The 22,151-nt window shown below is 70.4% G+C and carries 18 protein-coding genes; 14 read left to right on the plus strand and 4 right to left on the minus strand.

Annotated elements, in window-relative coordinates:
* Positions 1–161: 161 nt before the first annotated feature.
* The 4 genes from ABZS71_RS33440 to ABZS71_RS33455 form a co-directional block, all read right to left on the minus strand.
* Entirely contained in the window at positions 162–569 is a 408-nt protein-coding gene (locus ABZS71_RS33440; protein WP_356216146.1) for a CoA-binding protein, read from the minus strand.
* An 88-nt stretch (positions 570–657) separates the two neighbouring features.
* Positions 658–1,791 carry an acetate/propionate family kinase gene (locus tag ABZS71_RS33445; protein ID WP_356216148.1) on the minus strand — a complete coding sequence of 378 codons (1,134 nt, stop codon included), beginning with the start codon at positions 1,789–1,791 and terminating at the stop codon, positions 658–660.
* 44 nt (positions 1,792–1,835) lie between these two features.
* Positions 1,836–2,474 (minus strand): MEDS domain-containing protein, encoded by a 639-nt coding sequence (locus ABZS71_RS33450; protein ID WP_355842182.1) that lies wholly within the window; start codon positions 2,472–2,474, stop codon positions 1,836–1,838.
* Positions 2,475–2,493: 19 nt separating this feature from the next.
* Positions 2,494–4,110, minus strand: a complete 1,617-nt coding sequence (locus ABZS71_RS33455) for a helix-turn-helix domain-containing protein (RefSeq protein WP_356216176.1) — start codon at positions 4,108–4,110, stop codon at positions 2,494–2,496.
* A gap of 245 nt (positions 4,111–4,355) precedes the next feature.
* Here ABZS71_RS33455 and ABZS71_RS33460 point away from each other — a divergent pair, with 245 nt between their 5' ends.
* From ABZS71_RS33460 to ABZS71_RS33525, 14 genes are all read left to right on the plus strand, one after another.
* Positions 4,356–6,551: an FUSC family protein gene (locus ABZS71_RS33460; protein WP_356216151.1), complete on the plus strand. Its 2,196-nt coding sequence runs from the start codon at positions 4,356–4,358 to the stop codon at positions 6,549–6,551.
* Between the two features lie 64 nt (positions 6,552–6,615).
* Entirely contained in the window at positions 6,616–7,818 is a 1,203-nt protein-coding gene (locus ABZS71_RS33465) for a PP2C family protein-serine/threonine phosphatase (RefSeq protein WP_356216154.1), read from the plus strand.
* Between the two features lie 4 nt (positions 7,819–7,822).
* On the plus strand, positions 7,823–10,210 hold the full coding sequence (locus tag ABZS71_RS33470) for a SpoIIE family protein phosphatase (protein ID WP_356216156.1): 2,388 nt from the start codon (positions 7,823–7,825) through the stop codon (positions 10,208–10,210).
* A gap of 305 nt (positions 10,211–10,515) precedes the next feature.
* Positions 10,516–11,676: a glutathione-independent formaldehyde dehydrogenase gene (locus ABZS71_RS33475; protein ID WP_356216159.1), complete on the plus strand. Its 1,161-nt coding sequence runs from the start codon at positions 10,516–10,518 to the stop codon at positions 11,674–11,676.
* Between the two features lie 328 nt (positions 11,677–12,004).
* Positions 12,005–13,927: a molecular chaperone DnaK gene (dnaK, locus tag ABZS71_RS33480; protein WP_355842197.1), complete on the plus strand. Its 1,923-nt coding sequence runs from the start codon at positions 12,005–12,007 to the stop codon at positions 13,925–13,927.
* A gap of 10 nt (positions 13,928–13,937) precedes the next feature.
* The gene (locus tag ABZS71_RS33485) at positions 13,938–14,534 is read left to right on the plus strand and encodes a nucleotide exchange factor GrpE (RefSeq protein WP_355842200.1); all 597 of its coding nucleotides are present in this window, start codon (positions 13,938–13,940) and stop codon (positions 14,532–14,534) included.
* 6 nt (positions 14,535–14,540) lie between these two features.
* Positions 14,541–15,509: a DnaJ C-terminal domain-containing protein gene (locus ABZS71_RS33490; RefSeq protein ID WP_355842203.1), complete on the plus strand. Its 969-nt coding sequence runs from the start codon at positions 14,541–14,543 to the stop codon at positions 15,507–15,509.
* Complete coding sequence (locus ABZS71_RS33495; protein ID WP_356216162.1) at positions 15,506–15,877, plus strand: chaperone modulator CbpM; 372 nt, start codon at positions 15,506–15,508, stop codon at positions 15,875–15,877. Before ABZS71_RS33490 ends, ABZS71_RS33495 begins: the two co-directional genes overlap by 4 nt.
* Positions 15,868–18,492, plus strand: coding sequence for an ATP-dependent chaperone ClpB (gene clpB, locus ABZS71_RS33500; protein ID WP_356216165.1), 2,625 nt, complete (start codon positions 15,868–15,870; stop codon positions 18,490–18,492). Before ABZS71_RS33495 ends, clpB begins: the two co-directional genes overlap by 10 nt.
* 5 nt (positions 18,493–18,497) lie before the next feature.
* The gene (gene trxA / locus ABZS71_RS33505; protein WP_356216167.1) at positions 18,498–18,962 is read left to right on the plus strand and encodes a thioredoxin; all 465 of its coding nucleotides are present in this window, start codon (positions 18,498–18,500) and stop codon (positions 18,960–18,962) included.
* A gap of 5 nt (positions 18,963–18,967) precedes the next feature.
* Complete coding sequence (locus ABZS71_RS33510; protein ID WP_355842215.1) at positions 18,968–19,231, plus strand: UBP-type zinc finger domain-containing protein; 264 nt, start codon at positions 18,968–18,970, stop codon at positions 19,229–19,231.
* Positions 19,231–21,030, plus strand: a complete 1,800-nt coding sequence (locus ABZS71_RS33515) for an FAD-dependent oxidoreductase (RefSeq protein ID WP_356216170.1) — start codon at positions 19,231–19,233, stop codon at positions 21,028–21,030. Before ABZS71_RS33510 ends, ABZS71_RS33515 begins: the two co-directional genes overlap by 1 nt.
* A gap of 25 nt (positions 21,031–21,055) precedes the next feature.
* A complete protein-coding gene (locus tag ABZS71_RS33520) occupies positions 21,056–21,550 on the plus strand; it encodes an Hsp20/alpha crystallin family protein (RefSeq protein ID WP_356216173.1) in 495 nt (164 codons plus the stop codon).
* Between the two features lie 77 nt (positions 21,551–21,627).
* Positions 21,628–22,059, plus strand: coding sequence for a DUF2267 domain-containing protein (locus ABZS71_RS33525; RefSeq protein ID WP_355842747.1), 432 nt, complete (start codon positions 21,628–21,630; stop codon positions 22,057–22,059).
* Positions 22,060–22,151: the final 92 nt, after the last annotated feature.

Here is a 22,151-nt window from a genome sequence, read left to right on the forward strand (position 1 = left end):
AAGCCTTCAACTCGTCGTCGATCCGGGCGTAGAGTGCCGTTGCGAGGGTGTCCAGGTCTTTCGTCACACATTGACATTGGGCGCCCTCGTGCCATTTCCGCAGGCGAACCCTTGGACTCATTCATCTAGTGCAGGGGCCGGAGCCGGCCACACCCGATTTCTCAGCCCAGCCGCGGGATCTCGATGGCCGGGCAGCGGTCCATGACCATGTCCAGCCCGGCGGCCCGGGTGCGCTCGTAGGCCGCCGGGTCGATGACCCCGAGCTGGAACCAGACGGCCTTGGCGCCGATGGCGACGGCCTCGTCGGCCACCGCGCCCGCGAGGTCGCTGTTGACGAAGGCGTCCACGACGTCCACGTCGAACGGGACCGCGGAGAGCGTCGGGTACCCCTGCTCGCCGTGCACCGTCTCGGCCTTGGGATGTACGGGCACGATCCGCTTCCCGTAGCGCTGGAGGACGCCCGCCACGCCGTAGGCCGCGCGCCGCTGATTGGCGGAGAGTCCGACCACCGCCCAGGTGTCCCCCAGCTCCGTGAGGATCGTGCGGACCGTCGCTGGGTCGCCGTACATGCCTGCCTCCTGCGGTGCGTGAACCGGCTTGTTCGGAAAGCAACGGACGCGGCATCCGAGAGATTCCCCGGCGCCTCGGCTGGTGGATCTAGCCCCTCAGGAGCCGTCGTGTCTCGGCTGCGATCTGCTGGGTCTCACCGGTGGCGACGACCACCACCGGGACGTCCGCTCCGGGGTGGTGGATTCTGCGTGTGCCCTCGTCGCGCAGATCATTCAGCGGCGGAACGGACAGGTGGCCGCCTACGCCCAGGACCTGGAGGCCCGAGCAGATCTCCTCCCGCACCTCGGGCTGGTCCTCGCCGATCTCGCCGGTGAAGACCAGGGCGTCGAGCCGGTCCAGCGAGGCGGCCATGGACGCGATGCCGCGACGGCAGCTGTGGACGAAGACGGCCAGGGCGCCGGCGGCGCGCGCGTCCCCCTCCGCTCGCGCCCGCACCAGGGCACGGGTGTCTCCGGAGGTGCCGGAGAGACCCAGCAGGCCGGAGCGCCGGTGGAGGGCGTCCTCGAGCTCCTCGGCGCTCAAGCCGTGATGGCGCTGGAGCCACAGGAGCGCCCCCGGATCGACGCTGCCGCTGCGACGGCTCATCACCAGACCATCCAACGGGGTGAACCCCATGGTGGTGTCCACGCTGCGGCCGTCGCGCACGGCGCAGGCGGAGCAGCCGCCGCCCAGGTGGACGAGAACGGCCTGGAAATCGCCGATCGGACGGTCCAGCGCTTCGGCGGCCCGCTCCAGCGTCCAGGCGTAGGAGAGCCCGTGGAATCCGTAGCGGCGCAGCCCGTACTCGACGCGCCACCGCTCCGGGACGGCGTACTCGTACGCGGCGGCAGGCAGGCTCCGGTGGAAGACCGTGTCGAAACACGCCACGTGCGGAATGTCGGGCAGAAGCTCCATGGCGGTGTCCACGACCGCGAGAGCGGGAGGCAGATGCAGGCGTGCCAGCCCCGAAGCCTCCTTCAGCAGTGCGCGCACCCGCGCGTCCACCAGCGCGTGCACCGTCAGATGCGGGCCGCCGTGCACCAGACGGTGTCCCACCGCGGCGGGGGCCGGCACGCCGGCCAGGAAGCCACGCAACTCCTCGGCCGTGTCGGGGCCGGGGGCGGTCTCGGTGGCACGCCCGGCGATCCGCGTGCCGTCCGCCGCGAAGAGGGCGAGCCGAAGGCTGGAAGAGCCGGCGGCGAGGACCAGAACCGGCTCGTCGGGAGACAGGGTGGTATGCATCGCTGACGTCTCGTCAGACCGTGGGCCGCGGATGCCGGAGGTCATCAGCGGCCCTCCGGCCGGAGTCCGTCACCGGGGCCGGATAGTACGGGATTCTCCATGACCCTGCCACTGAACCAGACCTTCGGATGGGCCTTGACCAAGGGGATGATCAGGTCGCCGCTGAACAGCTCCAAGTCGTACATGCAGACTCCCACCTGTGGATAGGACCGCAGCCAGCGTGTCGCCTTCGTCTCATACCGGATCACGTCACGGATGAAGGCGGGCTGCACCAGGGGCCCGGCCCAGCTCATATCGGCGGCCAGGCGGGCGAAGTGGCCGTCTCCGTGGCGGAAGGTGTCCGCGGACCAGGCATACAGCAGATCCAGCACGCCATCGCCGTCGAAGGCGCCGTTCAGCAGATAGCTCTCCTGCGGCTCCTTGATCTGGAAGTGGTCCGGCGTGCCGTCCGCCGAAGGGATCTCCGTGGCCGGCACATCGCGGAATGCCCTGCCCTCGCCCCGGGCGGCCAGCAGGAGGCAGATATGTCCCTCGCGGAGGCCGTCCGCGACGAACGGCGAGAGGAGCTGGTCCCGCTCGGCATGTCCCCGGTACAGCGCACACACATGGTCACCCGCGGTCAGGGCCACTCCGCCCACCGACGCGACGGCCGCCGAACCGGCTTCCCCTCTGTCCTGAGCCATCGGTCTCTTCCGATCGGGACTAGCCGCCCAGTACCTTCCACACCCGGGTGGCGACGTGCAGATTCAGCCGGCTGTCGACGTCCGCGAGGTCGCTGCCGCTGACGTCGCGGATGCGCTGGAGCCGGTAGCGCAGCGTGCTGCGGTGGATTCCGAGGGCGGCGGCCGTCCCGTCGTAGTTGCCGCCGCACTCGAAGTACTGGGAGAGGGTCTGGGTCAGATCCGCGTGGTGTGCGGCGTCGTAGTCCAGGAGCGGGCCGAGCCATACCCGGACGAACTCTTTGACCTCCCGGTAGTCGCCTCCCGGCCCGAGGATGCGGTAGAGGCCCAGTTCGTCGAAGGCCGTCGTGCCGTTGGGCGACCCCGAGCGCTGCCGGACCTCGAGTGCCCGCAGCGCTTCACTGAAGGAGCGCGGTATCTCGCCCGGAGTGTCGCAGCGGCCCCCCACCCCGATCGAACCGGTGGGTGAGCCCAGTTCCCGGACCACCGCCTGGTGCAGCGCTTCTCCGCGCGGCCGCCCCTGGCATACGAGGACGGCCATGCCCGGCCTTCTGGCCGGCAACGACCGCATCCGCAGACTCGCGGCCGCACGGCCGACGGCCTGCACGAACGCGTCGTCGGCCGCCCTGCCCGCCCACTGCACCACGGCGAGATAGTGAGGGCCGTGCAGATCATGGCCGACGGCGGCGGCCCGGGCGTAGCCGCTCTCGTCATCGGTGCCGGTGATCAGATCGTCGACCAGCTCACGGCGCAGCCGCAGCTCGACCTCGGCGAGGGTGCGCAGATGGGCCAGTTCCAGGGCCAGCGCGGCGCATGCGTGGTCGAGGGTGAATTCCTCCTGCTCACCGGCGCTTCCCGCCGTGTCGACCAGGGCCATGGCACCGAGGACCTCGCCGCGATAGGCGGCCAGGGCGATGAGCCGCTTACCCACCCGCACCGGGCGCAGCCGGCGCGCCGCTTCCTGCAGCAGTTCCTCGTGCTGGGTGGCGTCGGGTTTCGGGTACGGATCGGGGCGGCCCGGTCCCGCCCAGGCCTGGAGGTTGCCGAAGCGGTCCTCGACGGCGACGGGGTATCCGGTGAGCCGGTGTACGGCGCCGGCGATGCCCGCCACACCGCCACCGCTCGCCGTCGCCTCGCTGAGTACATCATGGACGGTGCGCTGGTGCTCCAGCTCGGCGACGGAGGTGGCCAGCCGGGCGTTCACGGCCGCGCGGCCCTCGTTGAGCTCCCGCAGCTCCCGGGCGTGATCGCGTTCGCTCCGCCGGGCCGTGGCGTTCGTCAGGGCCGCCGCGGTCTGCTGGGCGAGAACATGGATCAGGAAGACATCGTCGCCGGCGGGCCGCGTCGGCGCGCTGACCACCAGATAGCCGATGCCCCCGTTCCTCGTGTGCAGGGCGACGGCCCACCCCCACTTCCGGCCCGGCACCCGGATCGGCCCTTCCTGGCCACGCAGGTGCTGAAGCTGGTCGTCCAGGTCGGAGATGGCGTGCGGCCATTCGACGGGCGTACGGACCGGGGGCTCGCCGAGGGTGAGGAAGCCCGCCTCGGCCCGGCAGGGACCGAGTGCGCCCACCGAGCTCAGGGCGAGCCGCAGGATGTCACGCTCGTCCTGGCCGTCGTTCATGATCATGGAAAGCACGAACAAGCTGAAGAGGTTGGCCACGTGTTCCCGCCCCCAGGCCTCCCGCTGAGATCCGTCAGCCCTGCCCGAGATCGCGGTCATGGTGAGGATTCCGGCGCCTTCCTGGAGAACTGTTCCCCCGACTGCCGTCACCCAGGCTACTCACCCATGTCGGGATTGCACCGATACATTCCTCTCCGGGGTCGCGACAGCCCCGGTGCGGCTGGCGCGGACCGCCGCCGCTTCCGCCTAGGCTCGGCTGCGTGACGTGGGCGCAATCGCTGAAGGAGATTGTGCGGTCCGGGCTAATGATCGAGCGGAACCGGCTCGAACCCCTGGTCGCGTTGCGCGCGGCGGCCGGAGTGGCCATCGTGATCGGGCTCGCGCTGTGGGCCGTCTCCCCGACATATGCCGCCTCCGCCGCGTTCGGCGCCTTCTCGGCCGGTGCCGCGACGTTCCAGCGGAGCTGGCGGCCGCGCAAGGTGATCGCGCTGGCGGCGGGCGCCGGCCTGGCCGTCAGCACCTTCCTGGGCTATCTCGCGGGGGCGCACCTGGTGCTTTTCCTCCTGCTGCTCGCCGCGTGGACGTTTCTCGCGGGGATGGCCTGGGCCGCGGGGCCGACCGCCGGGATCGTCGCGACGGCGACGGTCGGCATCATGCTGGTGACCGTCACCCTGCCCACCACGGTCGAGCAGGCCCTGGAGCACGCCGCGGTCATCGCATTCGGCGGTGTGGTGCAGGCGACGCTCATCCTGCTGTTCCCCATCCGCAGATGGGGAGCTCACCGGGACGCCCTGGCCGACGCCCTCGCCGCCGTGGCGGACTACGCCAGGCGGCTGAGGCAGGACCCGGTGGCCCCGTTCGACCCGGAACCGCTGATGACCGCCCGGAGCGCCGCCATGCTCACGCCGTGGCAGGCGCGCCATCGGCCCGCCGTCCTGCACGGTCCCCGCGGCCTGGCTGAACGCGTCCGCCCCGTTGTCGCCGCCCTCGCCGACCCTCGGATCGGTGCTCCGGTGGAGGGGCCGGGACGGGACCGGGCACGGGAGCTGCTGGGCGCGGCCGCCCGGATCCTGGACTCCGCCGCCCGCTCGATCCGTCGCGGCACCCCGGTCAGGACGCCCTCGGAGGCCATGGAGGTCCTGCGGATCGACGAGGAGGACGAGGTGTTGGAGGGGCCCGCGCGACAGGCCGCTCAGAAACTGGCCGACCTGCTCACCGAGGTGGTGGAGATCGCCGACAGCGGCGACACCCACGTGGTGAGCGGCCGTACCTCCGGTGGGGCGGACCGGCCGCCACTGGTACGGCCGACGATGCTCCAGCTGGTGCCGGTCGTCCTCCGCGCGATGCGCCGTGAACTCCACGGCGACTCGCCCGTGTTCCGGCACGCCGTGCGTCTCGCGGCGGTGGCCAGCCTCGGCTATCTGCTCGGTACGGAGCTCCCGCTGGGGCATGGCTACTGGGTGCCGGTCACCTCCGTGATGGTGATGCGACCGGACTTCCACCGGACCTACAGCCGCGCCGTGGCCCGCTTCGTCGGCACCTCGGTGGGCGTCGGGCTGGCCACGGGAGCGGTGGAGCTGACCCACCCGCACGCCTACCTGGCCGGCGGGCTGGCCGTGGCCTCGGCCGCGCTGACGTATCTGCTGATGCGCACCGGGTACGCGGCCTCGCAGGCCTCCACGGCGGCGTACGTCGTCTTCCTGCTCGGGATGGGCGGCCAGGAGTGGCACCAGACCGTGCGGGACCGGCTCCTGCTCACCCTGCTCGGCGGGGTGCTCGCGATGGTGGCCTACGTGATTTTCCCGGCCTGGGAGACACCGCGGCTGCGCGACCGGCTCGCTGACTGGCTCGCCGCGACCGGTCGGTACGCGGCGGCCGTGGTCGGCGGCTATGCCGATCCCGGGCAGCACCGTGCCCGGGTACGGCGGGCGCTGCTCGCCGGCCGGAGGGCGCACGCCGCGTGGGACGAGGCATTCGAGCGGGCCAAGCGGGAGCCCGTGCGTCATCGAGGACTCAGCCCCAGCGAGGCGGAGGAGGCCGAGGATGCGATCAACTCGTCCGGGCGGGCGGCGATGCTGCTGGAGACCCACCTTCCGGAACGCGGTGCGCGCCCTGTTCCGGAAGCCGCGCGGTTCGCGGAGGCCCTGGAGGCGGACACCGCGCAGGCGGCGCGGGATGTGCGGGAACGGCGGGACCCGGACTGGCACCGGGTCAAGGAGGCGCTCGACGCCTGGGAGGGTACCGACAGCGGAAGGGATCCGGTGGTGCGGCGTGGGGCGGAACTCCTGGTGCGGGCGCTGGAGGAGCTGACGACCGCCGTAGGCCGCACGCCACTGGAACGGGACGTCGAGTCGTCCCGGCAGGAGCGGCGCGCACAGGTGGAAGAGGAAGAGAAGAAAGAGGTGGCCGGCCGGGAACGCGAAGCCGCGCGGCGGCCGCCGACGGAAGAGGACTGACCCCGTGGGCCGTCCGGATGGTCGCGGACGACGTCGGACGAAGGGTGGCCGTAGAGTTGCTCGTATGGTGGACGCGGATGTGTCGACCTCTGCCGGGGCCGCCGAGAAACTGCTGGAGGAGCTGGTCAGGGCCTCCCAGCACGCCTCCCCTGCGGAGCTGCCGGAGGTCCTGAACCGCTATGCCGGGGCCATGAGCCTGGGCCGTGCCGTCGTCTATCTGATCGATCTCCAGCAGAGGCTGCTGATGCCGCTGGCCGAGGACGAGCCGGACCTGCGGGTCGACGCGTCCCTGGCCGGATGGGCCTACCGCACGGACTCCCTGCGGGTGGAAGAGGACGGCTCGGGCGGGCTGGCCGTATGGCTGCCGCTGGTCAACGGGGCGGAGCGGCTGGGAGTCCTGCGACTGCGGATGGACAGCCTGGACGGGCTGAAGCTGTGGCGGAGCCGGGCGATGGCGTCGCTCCTCGGCTTGATGATCACGTCCAAGCGCACCTACATCGACACCTTCGCGCAGCGGACACGGACCCGGCCCATGCAACTGCCCACGGAGATGCTGAGGGCCTTTCTCCCGCCACGCTCGATCGGCACCGGCCGGGTGGTCTCCACCGCGGTCCTGGAGCCCGCCTACGAACTGGCCGGCGACGCCTTCGACCACTCGTTCACCGAGGACCTGCTGCACGCCACGATCCTCGACGCCATGGGCCACGATCTGGCGTCCGGCCTCGCCACCTCCGTGGCCATGGCGGGTTCCCGCAATGCCCGGCGCACGGGCGCCGATCTGGCGGCGCTCGTCACCGCCGTGGACAAGGCGCTGTCGACATGGCTTCCGGATCAGTTCTGCACCGGTATCTTCTCCCAGCTGCACATGCCCACCGGAGTGCTGCGCTGGTCCAACTGCGGACACCCGTCACCCTTGCTCATCCGCCGCCACCGACTGCTCGAGAAGGAACTGGAGCGGGCTTCCGAGCCTCCGCTGGGTCTGCCCGCCAGCCTGACCGGCGGTCCGCGGCAGATACACGAGACGACCCTCGAACCCGGCGACCGGATTCTGCTCTACACGGACGGTGTCGTGGAATCGCGCAACGAGGGAGGCGAAGAATTCGGCTTGGAGCGTTTCACCGACTACATCATCCGGTCGACCGCCGCCGGGCAGAACGCCACGGAGGTGCTCCGCCTGCTCATCCACGCCATCCTCGATCACCGGCGCAACGAACTCAGCGACGACGCCACGATTCTGATGATCGAATGGCAACCGCCGGGACCGTAAGACGATGTCCTCCGTGGTGAACGAGGTTCGCGACGTGACCTACCTGGCCACGGCCACGATGGATGAGCACGGCGTCGTGACCGGGTGGAGCGAGGGGGCTCAGCAGCTGCTCGGCTACCGGCCCGAGGAGGCCGTGGGACGAGCGGTGAGCGATTTGCTCGCCGGGGCCGCCGCCGAGGAGGCCGGGCGATGCCTGGCCGGCCGGTCGAGGTGGAGCGGACGGGTGGCGCTGCGCCATCGTGACGGCCACCGCGTGGACGTGGAGCTGCTGGCGCACCGCGTGGTGGCGGACGGCGGGGCCACCGGGTGGCTCCTGGTGTCCGCCGTGGCGCGGGAACCGCGGCCGCTCGAGGCCGACGCGCCGGCGCTGGGAGCGTTCGCCCAGGCCCCGTGCATTCTGGCGGTCTTCGACACGGACCTGCGACTGGTGCGGGCGAACGCCGAAATGGAGGCCGCCGCCGCCCTCACGGAGGATCGGATGCGCGGTCTGCGGCTGCCGCAGATCTGGTCGCACCCGGACAGCGAGAAGACCGAGCAGGCCATGCGCCGCGTGGTGGAAAGCGGCGAACGGCAGTCCCTGCAGGCCTATCTGCGGGTGCCGGGCGAGCGCCGCGAACACGCGTGGTCGGTCTCCCTCGCGCCGCTCAAGGACCACACCGGCCATGTGTACGGCGTGTGCTTCGCGGCGCACGACACGACCCGGCAGCACCAGGCCCAGCAGCGGTTGCTACTGCTCAACGAGGCGGGGAAGCGCATCGGCAGCACCCTGGACATGGCACATGTCGCCCATGAACTGGCCGACGTGGCCGTCCCCCGGCTCGCCGACTTCGCCGGCGTCGACCTGCTCACCTTCCTCGATCGTGGCGAAGAACCGCCCCCGGACCGGCTGTCCGGCCCCATCACCATGCGTCGCGCCGCCCATCGGTCCGTCCTCCCCGGAACCCCGGAGGCCGTGGCCGACGTGGGTGAACTGGACATCCACCCGGAGTCCTCACCGTCGGCCGAGTGCCTGGCCGAAGGCCGGGCCGCCCTGTACCAGGTGACCGACGATCTCATGGCCCGATGGGAGGCCCAGGACCCCGCCCGGGCCGCCCGGATCCGGGAGTACGGGATCCACTCGGAGATGGTGGTGCCGATGCGCGCTCGCGGTGTCACCTTCGGCGTGGCGTTCTACGCGCGCCACCGGTCGCCGGTGCCCTTCGCCCAGGACGACCTGCTGCTGGCCGAGGAGATCACGGCCCGAGCGGCCGTGTCCATCGACAACGCACGCCGCTACAAACGCGAGCGCATGACGGCCATGGCCCTGCAGCGCAACCTGCTGCCGCAGCGCTTGCCCGACCTGACAGCGATGGAGGTCACCTCGCGCTATCTGCCCTCCGAAGCCTGGGCCGGCGTAGGCGGCGACTGGTTCGACGCGATCCCGCTCTCCGGCGCTCGCGCCGCCCTGGCGGTCGGCGATGCCGTGGGCCGCGGCATCCAGGCGTCCGCCGCCGGCGGGCGGCTGCGCAGCGCGATGCGCACCCTGGCCGATATCGATCTGCCTCCCGGCGAGCTCCTCACCCACCTCGACGACCTCGTCACCCGCCTGTCGGCCGACGAGGATTCCGAAATCCCCGGGGCCACCGGCGCCACCTGCCTGTACGCCGTCTACGACCCGGTCTCCCGCCACTGCACGCTCGCCAGCGCCGGCCACCCCCCGCCCGCCGTGGTCACCCCGGACGGCACCGCCGACATTCTCGACCTCCCCAGCGGCCCGCCCCTCGGACTGGGCACCCTGCCCTTCGAAGCGGTCGAGACCGAACTGTCCGAGGGCAGTCTCCTCGCTCTCTACACCGATGGCCTGGTCAAGAGCCGCGACCGCGCGATCGACGAGGGACTCGACGCGCTGTGCGACGCCCTCGCCCAACCGGCCCCGTCCCTGGACGCCCTCTGTGACACCGTCCTGCGAACCCTGCTTCCCGGCCGCCCCGAGGACGACATCGCCCTGCTCCTCGCCCGCACCCGAGCCCTCGGCCCCGACCGGGTCGCCACCTGGGAGATCCCCGCGGACCCCGCCGTCGTCTCCCAGGTCCGGCGGAACGTCACCGACCAACTGATGGCCTGGGGACTGGAGAAGGTGGTCTTCACCACCGAGCTGATCGTCAGCGAACTGGTCACCAACGCGATCCACTACGGTCAACCACCCATCCGGCTGCGCCTGATCCGCGACCGCACGCTCATCTGCGAGGTCTCCGACGCCAGCAGCACGGCACCTCATCTGCGCCGGGCCCGCGCGCTCGACGAGGGCGGCCGCGGCCTCTTCCTGGTGGCCCAACTCGCCCGGCGCTGGGGCACCCGTCTGGACGCACATGGCAAGACCATCTGGGCCGAGCAGGATCTCTCCACCGACTGAGCGGGGCCACAGCATCGCTCCGCGCCGACTGCGGTCGCGTACGGGGAGTCCGGATGAGACGGTGGAAAGAAAGAGGCGACTCGTCTCCCAGCAGGCGGTGAGTGCCGCCATCGCACCGCGGCCGCACGGACGGCCTCCAGCGTCTGCCCCCGGAACCCGGGCCATGGCGCGCGGGATCGCAAGCGTCGTGGACGCCGGATCCCGGATGACGGTCGCGCCACCATCCATCCACCATCACTCGTGGCCTCTTCGGGCCGGATGACGACAGTGGGCGCATGCGCGTGGTGGTGAGACGGGGAGTGATCATGAAAGCAGCTGTTTACGAAGGGCCGCGGACGGTGACGGTCAAGGACGTGCCGGACGCGAAGATCGAGCACCCCTGCGACATCCTGGTGAAGATCACCACCACCAATATCTGCGGCTCCGACCTGCACATGTACGAAGGACGCACCTCGTTCGAACCAGGGCGCACCCTGGGGCACGAGAACATGGGACAGGTCGTCGAGGTCGGCTCGGCGGTCAGAAAGGTCAAGGTCGGCCAGTATGTGGTTCTGCCGTTCAACATCGCTTGCGGCTTCTGCAAGCAGTGTGAGCGCGGGCTGACGAACTACTGCCTGACCATGCAGCCCGTACCCTCCTGGGCCGGAGCCGCCTACGGATTCGCGGACATGGGGCCCTACCAGGGCGGCCAGGCAGAGCTGTTGCGCGTACCGTACGGCGACTTCAACGCCCTGCGGCTGGGTGAGGACGCCGAAGAGCGTCAGACGGACTACGTGATGCTGTCCGACATCTTCCCCACCGGCTACCACGCCACCGAGATGGCCAACGTCAAACCCGGGGACCAGACCATCGTCTACGGGGCGGGCCCGGTGGGACTGATGGCGGCCTATTCGGCGGTTCTCAAGGGGGCCGGCCGGGTATGGGTGGCCGACTTCCACAGCGACCGGCTGAGCCTGGCCGAGAAGATCGGCGCCATCCCGATCGACACCAGGGAGCAGGTCCCGGCCGAGGTCGTCAAGGAAGCCACCCTCGGGCTGGGGGCCGACAACGGCTGCGAGTGCGTCGGTTACCAGGCCCACGACCCGGACGGACACGAAGACGCCAGCCTGACCATGAACGGTCTGGTCGACACCGTGCGCTTCACCGGCGAGATCGGCGTCGTGGGCGTGTTCGTACCCGAGGACCCGAAGGGCGCGGAGGTCCAGAACGAACTCGAGGCCCAGGGCAAGGTGCCGCTCGACTTCGGCTGGCTGTGGTTCAAGGGCCAGAAGGTCGGGACCGGCCAGACGCCGGTGAAGAGGTACAACCGTCGTCTGCGTGACCTGATCGCCGGCGGGAAGGCCAAGCCCAGCTTCGTCGTCTCCCACGAGCTCCCTCTGGACCAGGCCCCCACCGGATACGAGCACTTCGACCGCCGCGACAACGGCTGGACCAAGGTCGTTCTCCACCCGGACGGTGCCGGCTGACCCCGGGTCGGGGTGCCGCCGACCTGATGCCCGGAGGTCCATGACGTAAGGGCGTATCCGGCCGCGCGGGGCGATCGCCCCTTCCCAGGTCCGCCTGGTGAGGGGCGTCGGCCTGCCCGGGCCCTCGCCGTCCGGCCCGTGTCTGCTTTCGGGCCTGCCCTTGTGCCTGTCCTCGGTGGCGGACTGGGGCGCCGAAATTAGACCCCACAGGCGCAGGCGTTCATGTGCCCCGCTTTGCCACCCTTGCGGCGTAGGTCCCGTAATCCCGACCCCGTCGCCCGACCGGGCACCGGGGCGAATGTCCGCGGCCGCCTCGTAAGGAGTTGCCATGGCCAAGGCAGTCGGTATTGACCTGGGCACCACCAACTCGGTGATTGCCGCGTGGGAAGGCGGTGAAGCCTCGGTCGTGCCCAACGCCGAAGGCAGCCGCACCACCCCGTCCGTCGTGGCGTTCACCGACACCGGTGAGCGGCTGGTGGGCCAGCTGGCCCGGCGCCAGGCGATCCTCAACCCCAAGGGCACCATCTACTCGGCCAAGCGGTTCATCGGCCGCAAGTACGACGAGATATCCGAAGAGGCCAAGGCGGTCGCCTACGACGTCGTGGAGGGCGAGCACGGCCTCGCGCGCTTCAAGGTGCGCGACAAGCTGTACTCGCCGGAGGAGATCAGCGCGCTGGTGCTGCGCAAGCTCGCCGACGACGCCGGGAAACAGCTGGGCGAGAAGGTGACCGAAGCGGTCATCACGGTGCCCGCCTACTTCAACGACGCACAGCGCACCGCCACCAGGGACGCCGGCCAGATCGCGGGTCTGGAGGTGCTGCGGATCATCAACGAGCCGACCGCGGCCGCCCTCGCCTACGGCATGGACAAGAAGGAGCACGAGACGGTGCTCGTCTTCGACCTCGGCGGCGGCACCTTCGATGTGTCCATTCTCGATGTCGGGGACGGGGTGGTGGAGGTGCGCTCCACCGCGGGCGACAGCCACCTCGGCGGCGACGACTTCGACCGCCGCCTCGTCGACCACCTCGCCGACAAGTTCCAGCAGGAGAACAACATCGACCTGCGCAAGGACCCGCAGGCGCTGCAGCGGCTCTTCGAGGCGGCGGAGAAGGCCAAGGTCGAGCTGAGCTCGGTGACCCAGGCTCAGGTCAACCTGCCGTTCATCACCGCGGACGCCTCGGGACCCAAGCACCTGACCGAATCGATCATGCGGTCCACCTTCGAGCAGATCACCGCCGATCTGGTGGAGCGCTGCCTCGGCCCGGTCCAGCAGGCCATGGGCGACGCCAAGGTCAGCGAGAACGACATCGACGAAGTCATCCTCGTCGGCGGCTCGACCCGGATCCCCGCCGTCCAGGCTCTGGTGCGCCGGCTGACCGGCGGCAAGGAGCCCAATATGAGCGTGAACCCCGACGAGGTCGTGGCACTGGGCGCCGCGATCCAGGCCGGGGTGCTCAAGGGCGAGGTCAAGGATGTGCTGCTGCTGGACGTCACCCCGCTCTCGCTGGGCGTCGAGACCCGCGGCGGCGTGATGACGAAGATCATCGAGCGGAACACCACCATTCCGGCGCGCCGCACGGAGACCTTCTCCACCGCCGAGGACAACCAGGGAGCCGTCGACATCGTGATCCTCCAGGGCGAGCGGGAACGCGCCGCCGACAACAGGGTGCTCGGCCGCTTCCAGCTGACCGGCATCCGCCCGGCGCCGCGCGGCGAGCCGCAGATCGAGGTCACCTTCGACATCGACGCCAACGGCATCCTCAACGTCACCGCCCGGGACCGGGACACCGGCAAGGAACAGTCCATCCAGATCACCGAGACCGGCAACCTCGACCGCGACGAGGTGGAGCGCATGGTCCAGGAGGCCGAGCGCAACCGCAGCGAGGACCAGGCGCTGCGCGAGGCCGTGGACGCCCGCAACGAGCTGGACGCCATCGCCTACCAGGTCGAGAAGCGGCTGGAGGAACTGGGCGACGCCGCACCCTCCCATGAGAAGTCGCGTGCCGAGATGCTGGTGACCGAGGCCCGCCAGGCCGTCAAGGACGAGGCCGGCGTGGACAAGGTCAGGCCGCTGATCTCCGAGCTCCAACAGGTCTATGCGGGGCTGGCAGCCCACGGCGCGGCGGCTGCGGGCGCGGCAGGCGCGGCGGGCGGCGAGGCCGGGGCCGGCGGACCGGGGGGCGCCGGGCCGGGCGAAGCCGGCGAGGGCGCCGATGAAGACGTCGTCGACGCCGAATTCGACAAGGGCTGAGGCGGCTGCCGTGTCCACTCATCCCCAGGAGCCCGAACCGGTGCCGGAGGGCGCCGTAGCGGAGCCCGAGCAGGACCTGCCCGCCCCGGAGGTCCGGGAGCAGGCGGAGCCGCCCAAGGAGCCCGGCCCGGACGCGGCCGGAGGCCCCGCCCCGCCCGAGGGCGAGCGGGCCGAGCACGAGGCGGCCCTGGCGGAGCTCGAGGACCGCTGGCGCCGCGCCCTGGCCGACCTGGACAATCTGCGCAAGCGCCACGCCAGGGAGCTGGAGCGGGAGCTGGCCGCCGAGCGGGCCCGTACCGCCTCGGCGCTGCTGCCCATCGTCGACAACCTCGAGCTCGCGCTGTCCCACGCCGGGTCCGACCCCGGCGCGATCCTGGAGGGTGTCAAGGCCGTGCATGACCAGGCCGTGAACGCCCTCGCCCGGCTCGGCTACGAGCGGCAGGCCGAGACCGGTGTGCCGTTCGACCCGAGCCGGCACGAGGTGGTGGGCGTGGTCGAGGACGCCGAGGCGGAACCGGGGACGGTGGTCCAGGTGCTGCGCCCCGGCTACGGGGTCGCGGACAAGCAACTGAGGCCGGTCTCCGTCGCCGTCGCCAAACGGGAGTGACCGGCCATGGCACGGGACTACTACGAAGTGCTCGGAGTCTCGCGGGGCGCGAGCCAGGACGAGATCCAGCAGGCGTTCCGCAAGCTGGCCCGTAAATACCACCCGGACGTGAACAAGGACCCCCAGGCTGAGGAGCGCTTCAAGGATCTCAACGAGGCGTACAGCGTGCTCTCCGACCCCAAGACCCGCGCCCGCTACGACCGGTTCGGTGAGGACTTCCGCAAGATCCCCGAGGACTGGGAGGAGCGTGTCGGCGCCGGTGTCGGCGGCGGAGGCGGCGGATTCCGCGGCTGGACGACCTCCGGGGACGGGGACCGGGTCCGGTTCGTCCGTGGCTTCGGCGACGATGTCGGGGGAGGCGGCGTGGACTTCGAGGACCTGTTCAGCTCGTTCTTCGGCGGCGGCGTGGGAGGCAGGGGCGGGGGCCGTATCGACATCCCCGGCGCCGACCAGGAGGCCGAACTGCCGCTCACCGTCGAGGACGCGTACCACGGCGGCCGCCGCACCGTCACCCTGGCCGGACCCTCGGGCCAGCGCAGCTTCGAGGTCGACGTCCCGCCCGGCGTCGTGGACGGGCAGCGCATCCGGCTGGCCGGACAGGGCGGCCGCGGCACCGGTGACGCCCCGGCGGGCGACCTGTACTTGCGGGTGCGGATCCTGCCCCACCCGCGGTTCCGCCTGGACGGCCGTAACATCCACGTCCAGCTCCCGGTGGCCCCCTGGGAGGCCGCGCTCGGCGCGACCGTCCCCGTGCCCACCCCCGGCGGCACCGCCAAGGTGACGGTTCCCCCCGGCTCCTCCAGCGGCCGCAGGCTGCGGCTGCGCGGCGAGGGCATGCCCAATCCCCGCGGCCCGAACGGCGACCTCTACGCCGAGATCCGCATCGTGGTGCCGCCTGAACTCACCGACCGGGAGCGGCAGCTGTTCGAAGAGCTCGCCGCCACCTCCTCCTTCGATCCCAGGAGGGAGCGATGAGCACCCACTCGCCCACGACGACGCGGACAGACACGAGGTACGCGCCCGTCACGTCCGTCCACTACGACCTGGTGCCCGCCCGCAGGCTCTCCCTGGAGACCGTGGCCGGCCGCACCGGGCTCCATCCCCACCTGGTGCAGCGGTTCGTCGCCCTCGGCCTCGTCGATGCCGAGCGCGACGCCGCGGGGCGGCTGGTGTTCGCCCCCTCCGCCACGGCGACGCTGGCCCGCGTTCAGCGGCTGCGCGCCGGACTGTGCCTGAACTACGCCTCCATCGGTCTGGTGCTCGATCTGCTCGACCGCATCGACCGGCTCGAAGCCGCACTGCGCCGTAGCGGCGCGAGGAGTGATCAACCGCCATGGATATGAACCGTCTCACCGAGAAGTCCCAGGAAGCCCTCCAGAACGCCCAGACAACCGCCGTACGGTTTGGGCACACCGAAGTCGACGGCGAGCATCTGCTGTTCGCCCTCCTCGACCAGCCGGAGGGTTTGATCCCGCGGCTGGTCACCCAGGTCGGCGCCGACCCCGACGCGATGCGCTCGATGCTGGAGGCCGAGCTGGCGCGTAAGCCGAAGGTCACCGGCCCCGGCGCCGCCCCCGGACAGGTCTTCATCACCCAGCGCCTCTCCCAGCTGCTGGAGAAGGCCGAGCAGGAGGCCAAGCGGCTCAGGGACGAGTACGTATCGGTGGAACACCTCGTCCTCGCCCTCTCCGACGAGGGGTCCTCCACCGCGGCCGGACGTGTGCTCAAGGAGCACGGCGTCACCAAGGAGGCGTTCCTGAACGCCCTCACCCAGGTCCGCGGCAGCCAGCGGGTCACCTCCGCCAACCCGGAAGTGGCGTACGAGGCGCTGGAGAAGTACGGCCGCGACCTGGTTCTCGAGGCCCGCTCGGGCAAACTGGACCCGGTCATCGGCCGGGACGCCGAGATCCGCCGCGTCACCCAGATCCTCAGCCGCAAGTCGAAGAACAACCCGGTCCTCATCGGCGACCCCGGCGTCGGCAAGACCGCCATCGTCGAGGGCCTGGCGCAGCGCATCGTACGCGGCGATGTGCCCGAAGGGCTGCGCGACAAGACCGTGTTCGCCCTCGACATGGGCTCCCTGGTCGCCGGCGCCAAGTACCGCGGTGAGTTCGAGGAACGGCTCAAGGCCGTGCTCGCCGAGGTCAAGGGCGCCCAGGGGAGAATCCTGCTCTTCATCGACGAGCTGCACACGGTGGTCGGTGCCGGGGCGGCCGAGGGCGCCATGGACGCGGGGAACATGCTCAAGCCGATGCTGGCCCGTGGTGAGTTGCACATGATCGGCGCGACCACCATGGACGAGTACCGCAAGTACATCGAGAAGGACGCCGCGCTGGAGCGCCGCTTCCAGCAGGTGCTGGTGGACGAGCCGAGCGTGGAGGACACCATCTCCATCCTGCGCGGCCTGCGCGAGCGCCTGGAGGTCTTCCACGGCGTCAAGATCCAGGACACCGCCCTGGTCGCCGCCGCCACCTTGAGCCACCGATACATCAGCGACCGGTTCCTGCCGGACAAGGCCATCGACCTCGTCGACGAGGCCTGCGCCCGGCTCCGTACCGAGATCGACTCCATGCCGGCCGAGCTGGACGAGATCACCCGCCGGGTCACCCGGCTGGAGATCGAGGAGGCCGCGCTCTCCAAGGAGACCGACCCTGCCAGCCAGCAACGGCTGGACGAACTGCGCAAGGAACTCGCCGACCTGCGGGCCGAGGCCGACGCCAAACACGCCCAGTGGGAGGCCGAGCGGCAGTCCATCCGCCGGGTGCAGGAGCTGCGCAAGGAACTGGAGGAGGTGCGCCGCGAGGCCGAGGAGGCCGAACGGAACTACGACCTCAACCGCGCCGCCGAACTGCGCTACGGCAAGCTCCAGGAGCTGGAGCGCCGGCTGGCCGCCGAGGAGGAGCAACTGGCCGCCAAGCAGGGCGAGAACCGGCTGCTGCGCGAGGTCGTCACCGAGGACGAGATCGCCGAAATCGTCGCCGCCTGGACCGGCATCCCCGTCACCCGCCTCCAGGAGGGCGAGCGGGAGAAGCTGCTGCGCCTGGACAAGATCCTGCAGGAGCGGGTCATCGGCCAGGACGAGGCGGTCAAGCTCGTCTCCGACGCCATCATCCGCGCGCGCTCCGGCATCCGGGACCCGCGCCGGCCGATCGGATCGTTCATCTTCCTCGGCCCCACCGGCGTCGGCAAGACCGAGCTGGCCAAGACGCTGGCCGCGGCGCTCTTCGACACCGAGGAGAACATGATCCGCCTCGACATGAGCGAGTACCAGGAGCGGCACACCGTCAGCCGGCTGGTCGGCGCCCCTCCGGGATACGTCGGCTACGAGGAAGGCGGCCAGCTCACCGAGGCGGTGCGGCGCAAGCCGTACTCGGTGCTGCTCTTCGACGAGATCGAGAAGGCACACTCCGATGTGTTCAACACCCTGCTGCAGGTTCTCGACGACGGGCGGATCACCGACGCCCAGGGCCGCCTGGTCGACTTCCGCAACACCGTGATCATCATGACCTCGAACATCGGCTCCGTGCACCTCCTCGACGGCGTCACCTCCGAGGGCGAGCTGAAGCCGGACGCCCGGGGCCTGGTCATGAGCGAGCTGCGCGGGCACTTCCGCCCCGAGTTCCTCAACCGGGTCGACGACATCGTGCTGTTCAAGCCGCTGGGCGAGCGCCAGATCGAGCGGATCGTGGAGTTGCAGTTCGACGAGCTGCGTAAGCGCCTCGCCGAGCGCAGGATCACGGTCGAACTCACCCCCGCGGGCCGGGAGGTCATCGCCCACGAGGGCTACGACCCCATCTACGGAGCCCGGCCACTGCGCCGCTTCATCTCCCATGAGGTCGAAACCCTCATCGGGCGCGCGCTGCTGAAGGGCGACGTCCAGGAGGGCGCCACCGTCCGGGTCGACGCCCAGCACGGCGAACTGGTGGTCAGCTACGAGCAGCACGAGTTGGCGGCGTGAGAGCGATGACCAGCCAGACCCTGAAAACCCAGACCGTCACCTGCCCCACGTGCGGGCGCAAGAACAAGATCCCCGCGGCGGGCGAGGGCGCTCCGCGGTGCGGCAACTGCAAGTCGCCGCTGCCGTGGACGGTGGACGCGGACGAGAACGACTTCGCCGAGGTCGCCGAGAAGGCCACGCCACTGGTCGTCGTCGACCTGTGGGCGACCTGGTGCGGACCCTGCCGAATGGTCAGCCCCGCACTGGAGCAGGTCGCCACAGAGCTCGCGGGAAAGGTCAAGCTCGTCAAGGTCGACATCGACCGCAATCCGCACCTCGCCCAGCGGTTCGAGGTGCAGGCCGTGCCGACTCTGCTCATCCTGGACAAGGGAGAGCCAGTCGCCCGCCGAGCGGGTGCCGCCCCCGCGGGCACGCTGCGCTCGTGGATCGAGCAGGTGATGGCGGGCCGGCAGAACAGCAAGAAAGGGTGAACTCCATGGCCATCGAACCCGACCCGCACCTGTCCATGGTGCGCCCGGTCAGCCCGCGCAGCCCCGAGGGGTGCGAGGAGTGCCTGCGGCTGGGATCCCCCTGGGTTCATCTGCGGCTCTGTCTGACCTGTGGCCACGTCGGCTGTTGCGACTCCTCTCCGCTCAAGCACGCGCGCGCCCACGCCTACGCCGAGCAGCATCCCATCGTGGAGCCCATGGAGCCGGGTGAAAACTGGCGGTGGTGCTACGCCCACGAGGCCCTGGCCTGATGGCGGGCGACGACCGGCCCCCCGACGCCGCCTCCGACGAGGCGGTGCCGTTCGAGACCCCGGATCTGTACGGCGCGTACCCGCGGCTCTCGGACGACCAGATCGCGTTCCTCGCCGAACACGGGGAGCGCCACCGGGTCGATCCGGGCCAGGTGCTGTTCCGGGAAGGGGAGCGGTGTGCGGAGTTCCTGGTCATCCTCAGCGGCTCCATCGAGATCGTAGAGGCCCATGGCACCCCCGGCGAGCGGGTCCTGAGGGTGCACGGGCCGGGGCGCTTCCTCGGCGAGCTGGGGCTCCTCCAGGGACAGGTGGCCTTCTACACCGCCCGGGCCCGTGATCCCGGAGAGGTGCTGTCCCTTCCGATCGACCGGCTGCGGGTGCTGGTCGCCCGCGATCCGATCCTCGGCGACCTCATTCTCCGCGCCTATCTGGGCCGCCGCGCGCTGCTCGTCGGCGCCGGCGCGGGCTTCCGCATCATCGGCTCGCGCTACTCACCCGACACCCGGCGGCTGCGCGAGTTCGCGGCCCGCAACCGGCTGCCGCACCGCTGGATCGATCTGGAGTCGGACGAGGAGGCCGAGGCACTGCTGCGCCGCTTCTCCGTCCCCCCGGAGGAGACACCGATCGTCATCTGGCGCGATCAGCGGGTGCTGCGCAACCCCAGCAACGCCGAACTGGCGCGGCTCATCGGTCTCTCCCCTCCGTCCGCCGAGGAGACCCGCAGCGATCTGATCATCGTCGGCTCCGGACCCGCCGGGCTGGCGGCCGCCGTCTACGGCGCGTCCGAGGGACTGACCACGGCCCTCCTGGACGCGATCGCCACGGGCGGCCAGGCGAGCACGTCGTCCCTCATCGAGAACTACTTCGGCTTTCCGACCGGGATCTCCGGTTCCGACCTCGCCGAACGGGGCGAGCTCCAGGCGCGCAAGTTCGGGGCCCAGGTGTGGGTTCCCGCGGAAGCGACTTTGCTCAAGCCCGACGACGACGGCTACTACCGCGTCACCTTCGCCGACGGCGGCGATGTGGTGAGCCATACCGTCGTGCTGGCCACGGGCGCCTGGTACCGCAGGCTCGAAGTGCCCGGCATCGAACGGGTGGAGGGGGCGAGCGTCTACTATGCGGCGACCGTGTACGAGGCGCAGCAGTGCAGGGCGGATCCGGTCGCGGTGGTCGGCGGCGGTAACTCCGCGGGCCAGGCCGTCCTCTTCCTCGCGCAGCGCGTCCCACGCGTCCATCTGCTGATCCGGGGCCCGGACCTCGGCTCCAAGATGTCCCGTTACCTCGTCGACCAGATCGAACGCCATCCACGGGTGAATGTGCTGCTGAACAGCGAGGTGCGCGAGGTGGAGGGCGACGGTGTCCTGCGGGCCGTCGTGGTGGAGAACAACCGCACGGGGGAGCGCCGCAAGCTGGTCGTGCGCGCGATGTTCGTCTTCATCGGGACCCAGCCCCGTACGGCGTGGCTCGGCGACGTGGTCGCCCTGGACGACCGTGGCTTCGTGCTCACCGGCGCCCCGGCGCAGGCCCGCGCGAGTGGCACGGTCTGGGAGGGCCAGGGCCGTGCCTGTCTGGGGCTGGAGACCAGCCTGCCCGGGGTCTTCGCGGCGGGCGACGTGCGCAGCGGCTCGGTCAAGCGGGTGGCCTCCGCCGCCGGTGAAGGGGCGATGGCCATCCATCAGGTCCATGAGCACCTCGGCCACACCACCGTCGACGTCGCGCGCCACCCCGATGACACAGCTCCGTCCGGCCGGTTCGCCGAGCCGGGCGGTGGTCACAGAACCAGATCCGCTACTCACTAACCGACACGACCGGAGGTGACGGACGATGAACATGCCGGTTCGCCGACAGCGAGGCCAGGGAACGGTGGAGCGTCCCAGGGGCTGGGCGCGCAATCCACTTCTGGAATTCGACGACCTCATCAACCAGATGGGCGGTCTGCTCGAATCCACGGTCGGAAGCGCGGCTCCCGCCATAGCGGCGTGGACGCCGTCCGCCGATGTGACCGAAGCCGACGACGCCTATCACATAGAACTCGAGCTCCCCGGCGTCGACCGCAAGGACGTCAACATCGAGATCAATGGCCAGGAGCTGGCCGTAACGGGGGAGATCAAGGAACGGGAGCGCAAAGGCATCATGCGGCACAGCAGTCGCCGTACCGGTCGCTTCGAGTACCGGTTGCTGCTTCCGAGCGAAGTGAACACCGAAGGCGTCACGGCGAGCATGTCCAGCGGCGTGCTCACGATCACCGTCCCCAAGGCGGAGACCGCCAAGCCCCGTCACATCGAGATAACCGAGAGCAGCGAACGCCAAGGCGGCTGAGACCGCCGGGATCCGGCTCTCTCCCGCGGCGGCCCCGCTCCGCCGGGTGCCGCCGCGGGCATCGGAAGGACTACATGATGGTTGCGACAGGCTTTTCCTCGTTCGACACCATGGTCGACAAGGCCAACCATGTCCTGAAGGAGATCGAGCACGCCTATGGGTGGCCCAAAGAGCGCCGGAAGCAGTCGTACGCCGCTCTGCGCGCGGTCCTGCACCACCTGCGGGACCGGCTGTCGGTCGATGAGGCCGTGCAGTTCGGAGCGCAGCTTCCGACCTTGCTGCGCGGCGTCTACTACGACGGGTGGAAACCCGCGGAGACGCCCGTGAAAATGAACAGCGAGGAATTCTTCCGGCGGGTCCGGCACGACTTTCCGTACGCGATCGAGGGCGACACCGAGCAACTGGTGCGCACGGTCCTGCATGTCCTCGAGAACCACGTCAGCGAGGGCGAGTGGAAGGACCTCAAGGCGCGTATGCCCGCCTCGATGTCCGCGGTCATGCCCTCCTAGTACTCCAGTCGTAGATCGTTATGTGCCCTGGTCTTGGAGCTGTCTGCAAAACCAGGTGGCCTCAGCGGACCATCTGGGTAAGGTCGGGCAAT

The organism is Streptomyces sp. NPDC005393 (assembly GCF_040606675.1).
Lineage (GTDB): Bacteria > Actinomycetota > Actinomycetes > Streptomycetales > Streptomycetaceae > Streptomyces.

Bases quoted from the DNA above. Each gene is read 5' to 3' on its own strand.
- ABZS71_RS33495 (WP_356216162.1), top strand. From the start codon at position 15,506: ATGAGCACCCACTCGCCCACGACGACGCGGACAGACACGAGGTACGCG.
- ABZS71_RS33490 (WP_355842203.1), top strand. From the start codon at position 14,541: ATGGCACGGGACTACTACGAAGTGCTCGGAGTCTCGCGGGGCGCGAGC.
- ABZS71_RS33470 (WP_356216156.1), top strand. From the start codon at position 7,823: ATGTCCTCCGTGGTGAACGAGGTTCGCGACGTGACCTACCTGGCCACG.
- dnaK (WP_355842197.1), top strand. From the start codon at position 12,005: ATGGCCAAGGCAGTCGGTATTGACCTGGGCACCACCAACTCGGTGATT.
- ABZS71_RS33450 (WP_355842182.1), bottom strand. From the start codon at position 2,474: ATGGCTCAGGACAGAGGGGAAGCCGGTTCGGCGGCCGTCGCGTCGGTG.
- ABZS71_RS33475 (WP_356216159.1), top strand. From the start codon at position 10,516: ATGAAAGCAGCTGTTTACGAAGGGCCGCGGACGGTGACGGTCAAGGAC.
- ABZS71_RS33445 (WP_356216148.1), bottom strand. From the start codon at position 1,791: ATGCATACCACCCTGTCTCCCGACGAGCCGGTTCTGGTCCTCGCCGCC.
- clpB (WP_356216165.1), top strand. From the start codon at position 15,868: ATGGATATGAACCGTCTCACCGAGAAGTCCCAGGAAGCCCTCCAGAAC.
- ABZS71_RS33510 (WP_355842215.1), top strand. From the start codon at position 18,968: ATGGCCATCGAACCCGACCCGCACCTGTCCATGGTGCGCCCGGTCAGC.
- trxA (WP_356216167.1), top strand. From the start codon at position 18,498: ATGACCAGCCAGACCCTGAAAACCCAGACCGTCACCTGCCCCACGTGC.
- ABZS71_RS33520 (WP_356216173.1), top strand. From the start codon at position 21,056: ATGAACATGCCGGTTCGCCGACAGCGAGGCCAGGGAACGGTGGAGCGT.
- ABZS71_RS33515 (WP_356216170.1), top strand. From the start codon at position 19,231: ATGGCGGGCGACGACCGGCCCCCCGACGCCGCCTCCGACGAGGCGGTG.
- ABZS71_RS33440 (WP_356216146.1), bottom strand. From the start codon at position 569: ATGTACGGCGACCCAGCGACGGTCCGCACGATCCTCACGGAGCTGGGG.
- ABZS71_RS33525 (WP_355842747.1), top strand. From the start codon at position 21,628: ATGGTTGCGACAGGCTTTTCCTCGTTCGACACCATGGTCGACAAGGCC.
- ABZS71_RS33465 (WP_356216154.1), top strand. From the start codon at position 6,616: ATGGTGGACGCGGATGTGTCGACCTCTGCCGGGGCCGCCGAGAAACTG.